Annotated in this window: 10 protein-coding genes; 9 read left to right on the plus strand and 1 reads right to left on the minus strand. The window is 58.0% G+C overall.

Annotated elements, in window-relative coordinates:
- The 9 genes from EPO09_RS19840 to EPO09_RS19880 all read left to right on the plus strand — a co-directional run.
- Positions 1 to 279 (plus strand): hypothetical protein (locus EPO09_RS19840; protein WP_290645904.1); only part of this gene is annotated, 279 nt, incomplete at its 5' end.
- 76 nt (positions 280 to 355) lie between these two features.
- Positions 356 to 1,051 carry a helix-turn-helix transcriptional regulator gene (locus EPO09_RS19845; protein ID WP_290645906.1) on the plus strand — a complete coding sequence of 232 codons (696 nt, stop codon included), beginning with the start codon at positions 356 to 358 and terminating at the stop codon, positions 1,049 to 1,051.
- A gap of 5 nt (positions 1,052 to 1,056) precedes the next feature.
- Positions 1,057 to 1,203, plus strand: coding sequence for a hypothetical protein (locus tag EPO09_RS19850; protein WP_290645908.1), 147 nt, complete (start codon positions 1,057 to 1,059; stop codon positions 1,201 to 1,203).
- 65 nt (positions 1,204 to 1,268) lie between these two features.
- Positions 1,269 to 1,562: a hypothetical protein gene (locus EPO09_RS19855; RefSeq protein WP_290645910.1), complete on the plus strand. Its 294-nt coding sequence runs from the start codon at positions 1,269 to 1,271 to the stop codon at positions 1,560 to 1,562.
- Between the two features lie 10 nt (positions 1,563 to 1,572).
- Positions 1,573 to 3,168: a replication endonuclease gene (locus tag EPO09_RS19860; protein ID WP_290645912.1), complete on the plus strand. Its 1,596-nt coding sequence runs from the start codon at positions 1,573 to 1,575 to the stop codon at positions 3,166 to 3,168.
- The gene (locus tag EPO09_RS19865) at positions 3,165 to 3,383 is read left to right on the plus strand and encodes a hypothetical protein (protein WP_290645914.1); all 219 of its coding nucleotides are present in this window, start codon (positions 3,165 to 3,167) and stop codon (positions 3,381 to 3,383) included. Before EPO09_RS19860 ends, EPO09_RS19865 begins: the two co-directional genes overlap by 4 nt.
- Before the next feature lie 544 nt (positions 3,384 to 3,927).
- Entirely contained in the window at positions 3,928 to 4,212 is a 285-nt protein-coding gene (locus tag EPO09_RS19870) for a hypothetical protein (RefSeq protein ID WP_290645916.1), read from the plus strand.
- Positions 4,213 to 4,287: 75 nt separating this feature from the next.
- A complete protein-coding gene (locus tag EPO09_RS19875) occupies positions 4,288 to 4,539 on the plus strand; it encodes a DUF4224 domain-containing protein (RefSeq protein WP_290645918.1) in 252 nt (83 codons plus the stop codon).
- A 2-nt stretch (positions 4,540 to 4,541) separates the two neighbouring features.
- Positions 4,542 to 5,519, plus strand: coding sequence for a tyrosine-type recombinase/integrase (locus tag EPO09_RS19880; RefSeq protein ID WP_290645920.1), 978 nt, complete (start codon positions 4,542 to 4,544; stop codon positions 5,517 to 5,519).
- A gap of 6 nt (positions 5,520 to 5,525) precedes the next feature.
- Here the strand turns inward: EPO09_RS19880 and EPO09_RS19885 are convergent.
- Positions 5,526 to 6,171, minus strand: a 646-nt coding sequence (locus EPO09_RS19885; RefSeq protein WP_290645922.1) for a hypothetical protein, incomplete at its 5' end; no start/stop codon positions are given.

A 6,171-nucleotide genomic window follows, 5' to 3' on the forward strand; every position in this document is an offset into this window, starting at 1 on the left:
AGTCTCAATCGGTATGAAGCCGGTGACTCGTGGCCAGGCGCGAGGGAGATTCGATTGTTGTGTGAGTCCCTGGGCCTTACTTCTCAGTGGCTCTTGTTTGGGGATCTTGGGATGTCTGGTGAGTCAAAGGACGAACAGGCTTTGCTCAAGGCACTCAAGGGCGTGTTGCTGGCCACTATGGCTCAACAAGCTGATAGCCCCCTCTCTTCGCCGCAGTACATGCAGTGGAGCGCGGAACAGCTGAGAGCGAAGCGAATCAGCGAAGCGCGGAAACCATGAATCCTTCAAAAACGGTGGAATCCTTCAAAAACGGTTGACGCATGGCTGAACTGCACCCATAATTCCTTCTAATCCGGTGATTTCCACCGATTTTGAAGGAAAAGCAGTGAGCACACTTGGACAGAAACCATCCACGCTGACCCCTGATCAGTCTCGCGCAGCGCGTCGCGAACTGGCCATGTCTCAAAAAGAACTGATCGCCGAAACTGGCGTTCAGGCCTACAAGCTGAAGCAGTTCGAGGCGGGCAATTTCCGCCCAGACGGCGCGACACTCAAAAAGCTTCGAGACTATTTCGAAAGCAAAGGCGTCAATTTCGATGAGATCGATGCCCACCTGACATCTGGCGCGGTTGCTACGCCCACTGGTGATCAGACCGGCAAGACGGGTTACACAAACGCCCCTCGCCCCGGATTCTTCATCTCAAGCGACTTGCCTGAAGCTGTCATCGAGCAACTCCTGGCTGAAATGGAAGCGTCTGACGATCGCATCGCCGAACTCGTCAAGACATCCGTCAAGAGCGGCTTGATGGGCGGTATGACCGATGAGACTGAGCGAGACATTCGCGAGCTCTTCGGGCACCTGGCGGCAAACCATCTTCGGTTCCGCTGCCTTCAAGGGCGCAACATCATTGCCCCAACTCGCGACGAAGCGAAGACGGTCGGCGATCACCTCTCCAAGTGGGCCAAAGAAAAGAGCTTGGCTTACGTCGCGCCGTCTGCGGGTGACTCCGAGCTTGGTGCTCGTGACGAACTGGTCACCGAGGAGGAGTGAGCACCATGCAAACGCCTGTTTCGATGTTGGCCGGCATTGCTGGCAAGGGCAATACCAGCTTCGTCCTCACCTTGTTGGTGGGGCTGGCGGTCATCGTGGCCCTCAAGCAAGGTGCGGCACCTGTTGCCCCCCAAAACACTCAGCGTCAATGACCTACGCATGAGGTGAGGGCCGCACAGCACACGGTCCTTCCTCATCAAGACGGGAAGGAAACACCATGAACAAATCTACTGGTCGCGCTGTCGCATGGGCTGCGCCTCTCTTTGCCATCGTTGAACAGAAGTCAACGAAGCAAACCCACAAGCTTGCATCTATGCCATGCGTGCTGTGGTTGCCTGACTATCGGGCTTATCTCAAGACGATCAATCTCAGCGCGGCTGCCTTCACGGTCTGCCAATACCCCGACGAAGCTTTGCGCCTGAGCGAAGCCCAGGCCGAAGCTGTCGGGCAAGACCTGATCGATATCACGGGCGTGCGGGTTCATCTGCGCCCCTTTCACCATCAGCACTGAGGAGTCCGCCATGCAACTCATGGTCAAGAACCTCAAGACGCTCGCCGACTACGCTTCAGCCTTTGACCTGGCTGACGATGCCATTCGCGATACCGCCGAACGTGCGGCTTCCTCGGTGCAGCGCCTGGCCAATACCTGGCAAGGGCAGGGCACCTCAGACGAGGTCGTTCTGAAGACACTACGCCAGATCGCCAGGGGCCATTGCGTCTCGCTTCCCAGCAAGGATGGCTTTAAGCAGTGGATGAACCGCATGACCGATGCGGGATGGTGGCGCCGGGCCTTGCGCGAACGATTCAGGGCTGTGGAGTTGCACCAGATTCGCAAGGGTGCTGTGCATCGCCAGGCCGGGGCGTATGTCTCAGCCAAGGCCTTGCGCCGCTTTGAGCGTGATCGCAGGCGCCTTGCCGCTTTGCTGGCATCGCTGGACGTGGTGAATCAGCAGACGGGGGAAGTCATTTCCCTTCAAGACATTGCAGACGCCAGCCTGGCGAATCCGTCCAATCGACGCAAGGCAATGATGGCGCGCATCAAAGGCATTGAGGCCCATGCAAAAGCGCAGGGTCACAAAGCGCTGTTCTTGACCATCACATGCCCAAGCCGGATGCACCCCCGGCACGTCACGGGTGAGCGCAATGAGCGCCACGATGGCACCAGTCCCCGAAGGGCTCAAGCCTACCTGGGGCGCCTTTGGAACTCAGCCATGCGCCAGGCAGCGCACCAAGGGCTAAAGCCGTATGGATTGCGAGTGGTGGAGCCCCATCACGATGCGTGCCCTCACTGGCATGTGCTGGTCTTTGTGCCAGCGGATCAGGCGGAAGTCGTGACGGGCATCTTCAGGGCATATGCCTTGGCGGATAGCCCGAACGAGCCAGGTGCCCAAGAGCGCCGCTTTACCGTGGAGCACATCGACCCAACAAAGGGGAGTGCGCTTGGTTACGTGGCCAAGTATGTTTCCAAGAGCATCGACGGCGAAGGCTTGGATTCTGACGAGGAAAGCGACCACAGCGGGGCCAATGCTTCTCGGCGCATCGTTGCATGGTCGCGCACTTGGGGCATCCGTCAGTTCCAGTTCTTTGGCGTGCCCACTATCACGCCCATGCGGGAGCTATACCGTATGGATGAGGGCAGTCTGCCCAGCCAGGCCCTGCGCGAGGCACATCAGGCTTGCAAGGCCAATGACCATGCCGCATGGATGAATGTTTGCGCCACCCATGGCCTGTGCTTCAAGGTGCATTACAGCGAGCGCCCCAGCACTCGATATGCCGAAGAAACCACCCGTGCCATTCATGGCCTGTGCGTGCGTGGCGCGGACCTGCCTGACGTGTTGGAACTGGTCACGCGCAGCGAGACATGGCGCATCGAACCACGCAAGAAGAAGCACGAAGCGCAGGGGGAGGGCGCTGGCTCTGTCCCTGCGCCTGCCTTCCCTTGGACTCGATTCAATAACTCCGCAAGCATTGATTTCAAAGGGTTTTTGGACGGGGTGCCGTTGCAATCCGGATTCATGGCCGTGGACGGGCAACAGCCTGGCGAATGGCGAGCGGGCACTGCAGTCAATCGAGGTGAACGAATGGCTGTTCAACACTCGTTCGGGAGCCAGTCATGAACGCAATGGACATCCAAAAACAGCAGGCGTACTACGCCGATTTGATGGCCAGGGCAAATGTCATGCGGGCATGCGGCTATCACGCATCGGCCGATGCCCTCATGCAGCGTGCGTGGGCCTGCGGTGATGGCAGCGAACGCGTGACGCTACAACACGCACTTGATTCGATGCATCTCACCAGAGGGGCACGTGAAGGCGTGGCACACCATGCTTAACCGACTGCCCAAGCGTATGCCATCGTTCGGCGACATGCTTGCAGACTTGGGGAGTGCGCACCCCCGTGACGTGGCAAAGGCATTGGGCGTGAACCCAGGCACCGTGCGTCGTTGGATTCGTGAGGGGGATGCACCCCGTCCCGCTGCCTTGGCTCTGTTCTGGGTTACCCGATGGGGGCAGCAGTGGGCGGACGCCGACCTGTTCAACCTGGCCCAGGTCCATATGGGATTGAGTGCGGCCAGGTTGAGAGAACTTGAACAGGCACAGGCTGAAATCGAGCGCCTACGCGAGCAGATCAGCCGCTTGGGGCGTCTTGGTGAGTTTGGGTCTGCCAATGATCCCGTTCAGGGTGCCACAGGCCCTGGGCCTGTAAAGCCTGCCCCCGTGCCTTGCCCTTCAGAACCGCTACTGACCTTCAGTGGTTTCGAGTCCACCTTTCAAAAGCAATCCGAGGCGCCAGCCAGGCACGAACACGTGCCCAGGTTCAACAAGCGCCAAGCCCGCGCCGTTGCGCGCTCTGTCCGTTGAACTAAGGGGAAGAACATGATTCATGGCCAGTGGAAGACCGACAAAAAGCGGGTGAGTAAGCTGAAAACCGAGGGTGGCTTTCGGTTGATCCGTGTGTTCTCGATTGAGCACAACGCCGACCGGCTGCGGGTCTATGCGCGGCGCCTGTCCAAGCGCCTGGCAATCCAGCCAGATCAGCGCAAGTTCCGCCTGGTCTTGAAGAGATCCAGACGCAATAAAAATGCCCCGTACCAGGCACAGCAACCCGGTACGGGGCGGGGCGACGGGAATCACCACGCCGCAAGCATAGCGGCGTCCTGAAAACGCGCAAGAACTTGGCCGGTTGTCGCACTGGATGCGATCTGGCCAGCACCCCAACCAGCACGACGACACATCATGTCTGACCTGTTTCTGACTCACGAAGAGTTGGTCGATCTGACCGGCTTCAAAAATCCGGCTGGCCACGTCAAGTGGCTTGAAAAGAACCGGTGGCGGTATGTCCTTACCCGTAGCCAACAGGCGCGGGTGAGCCGTGAATACTTCCTTGATCGCATGGGTTTGCCACGTGGGAAAACTGGTTCAACCAACCAGGCCAACCAAGCTGCAGCCCTAGAAGAACCTGACTTTTCTGCACTTGACCGGATGTGATCATGGGTCGCAAGAGAAGCACGCACAAGGACTTGCCCAAGGGGATGACGAAGAAGGGCGAGCACTACTATCACGTGACCACCACGACGCCACGCAAGTGGACGCCATTGGGCAGGGAGCGCGCTTTGGCCTTGCTGGCTTGGGCTCGGCTTGAGGGATCCGAGCCAGACCCAGCCCTGAAGACCTTTGAGGCCATCGCGCTAAGGTATGAACGCGAGGTGATCCCGACCAAGGCCAGGCGGACACAGGCTGACAACCTCAAAGAGTTGGAGCGCCTGCGGGCGGTGTTCAACCGGGTTCAGATTGACCGGATCAAGCCGCACCACGTTCGGGCCTACCTGGACAAGCGCGGTGAAACCGCCAAGGCGCGGGCCAACCGCGAGAAAGCCTTGTTGAGCCACTTGTTCAACCGGGCGCGGGAGTGGGGCTATACCGATGCGCCCAACCCGTGCCAGGGCGTCAAGGGGTTCAAGGAGCTAGGGCGGGACCGGTATGTGAGTGACGCCGAATTTCAGGCCGTGCGAGAGCATGCCCATCCGACCGTGCGCGATGCCATGGACTTGGCGTTGCTCACGGGACAGCGGCCAGCCGATGTGCTGAAGATCAAGCGAGTCGACATCCATGATGGCGCCTTGTGGATTGTGCAAAACAAGACGGGCGCCAAGCGCGCAATTGAGATAACCGGCGAGTTGAAAGAGTTGATTGACCGGATCGACTCACGACCACGGCTACGAATCGGGCCGTACCTGGTGCAGGACGATGACGGCAAGCACTTGCGCAGTGATGGCCTGCGCTCACGGTTTGACAAGGCCCGTAAGGCTGCAGGCGTGTCGTTCCAGTTTCGGGACATCAGGGCCAAGGCTGCGACCGACACCGGCGACCTGGCCCATTCTCAATTGCTTCTCGGGCACAAGCGAAGAGAGATGACCGAGCACTACGTGAGGCGGCGCACCGGTGAGCGAGTGAAGCCACTTCGCTAGGTTCGGTCACTTGGGGATGGTGCCACCCCTTTTGTAACGCTCTAGGAGTGGACTTATTCCACTCCATGTTCTTTGAAAGCGGGAGATATAGAAATCCGTATACTCGCTATTTGCAACGTTATCGTAGTATGAGTATTTGTATTCGTCTGGCGCGATTGTGGTAAATGCGAATTCCGCACTCTCTATTGTGTGTGAGTGATCGAGCATAAACAGATCGGCATTGTATTCATATTCCGTTCTTTGTGAGAATATTTCATATGCCGTGGCCCCTATGGCATATGCCCTAAATGGAGGGAGCGGGTGGGTCAATTTGGGCTGTAGGTCAATGCGCCATGATCCGACATTGAATATTCTGAATAGAATATAGGCGGAGAAGCAGATGGATCGTGTTGCAAGGGCATTGGAGCCATACGCATGCTTTACGATGGCCCAGTCCAGTTCGCTAAAGCTATCTCGTGCCTGAGTATGCGCTCGAAAGGCGAAGAATGCTCGATTGAGTGAGTGAAGCGTTGCGCCGCAGTCCGCATCAATTTCAAGTGCTTGTCTGATTTCACTGGCACTTGGGCTATCCTCTGTTTCGATGGCCTCGGCAATATATTTTGCTTTTAGCTTGTCCCGTATAAATTCGACATGCCCGTGTCGCAGGTGCGAA

The organism is Aquabacterium sp., assembly GCF_004297345.1.
Taxonomy (GTDB): domain Bacteria; phylum Pseudomonadota; class Gammaproteobacteria; order Burkholderiales; family Burkholderiaceae_C; genus Aquabacterium.

Bases quoted from the DNA above. Each gene is read 5' to 3' on its own strand.
- EPO09_RS19850 (WP_290645908.1), top strand. From the start codon at position 1,057: ATGCAAACGCCTGTTTCGATGTTGGCCGGCATTGCTGGCAAGGGCAAT.
- EPO09_RS19855 (WP_290645910.1), top strand. From the start codon at position 1,269: ATGAACAAATCTACTGGTCGCGCTGTCGCATGGGCTGCGCCTCTCTTT.
- EPO09_RS19860 (WP_290645912.1), top strand. From the start codon at position 1,573: ATGCAACTCATGGTCAAGAACCTCAAGACGCTCGCCGACTACGCTTCA.
- EPO09_RS19865 (WP_290645914.1), top strand. From the start codon at position 3,165: ATGAACGCAATGGACATCCAAAAACAGCAGGCGTACTACGCCGATTTG.
- EPO09_RS19870 (WP_290645916.1), top strand. From the start codon at position 3,928: ATGATTCATGGCCAGTGGAAGACCGACAAAAAGCGGGTGAGTAAGCTG.
- EPO09_RS19875 (WP_290645918.1), top strand. From the start codon at position 4,288: ATGTCTGACCTGTTTCTGACTCACGAAGAGTTGGTCGATCTGACCGGC.
- EPO09_RS19880 (WP_290645920.1), top strand. From the start codon at position 4,542: ATGGGTCGCAAGAGAAGCACGCACAAGGACTTGCCCAAGGGGATGACG.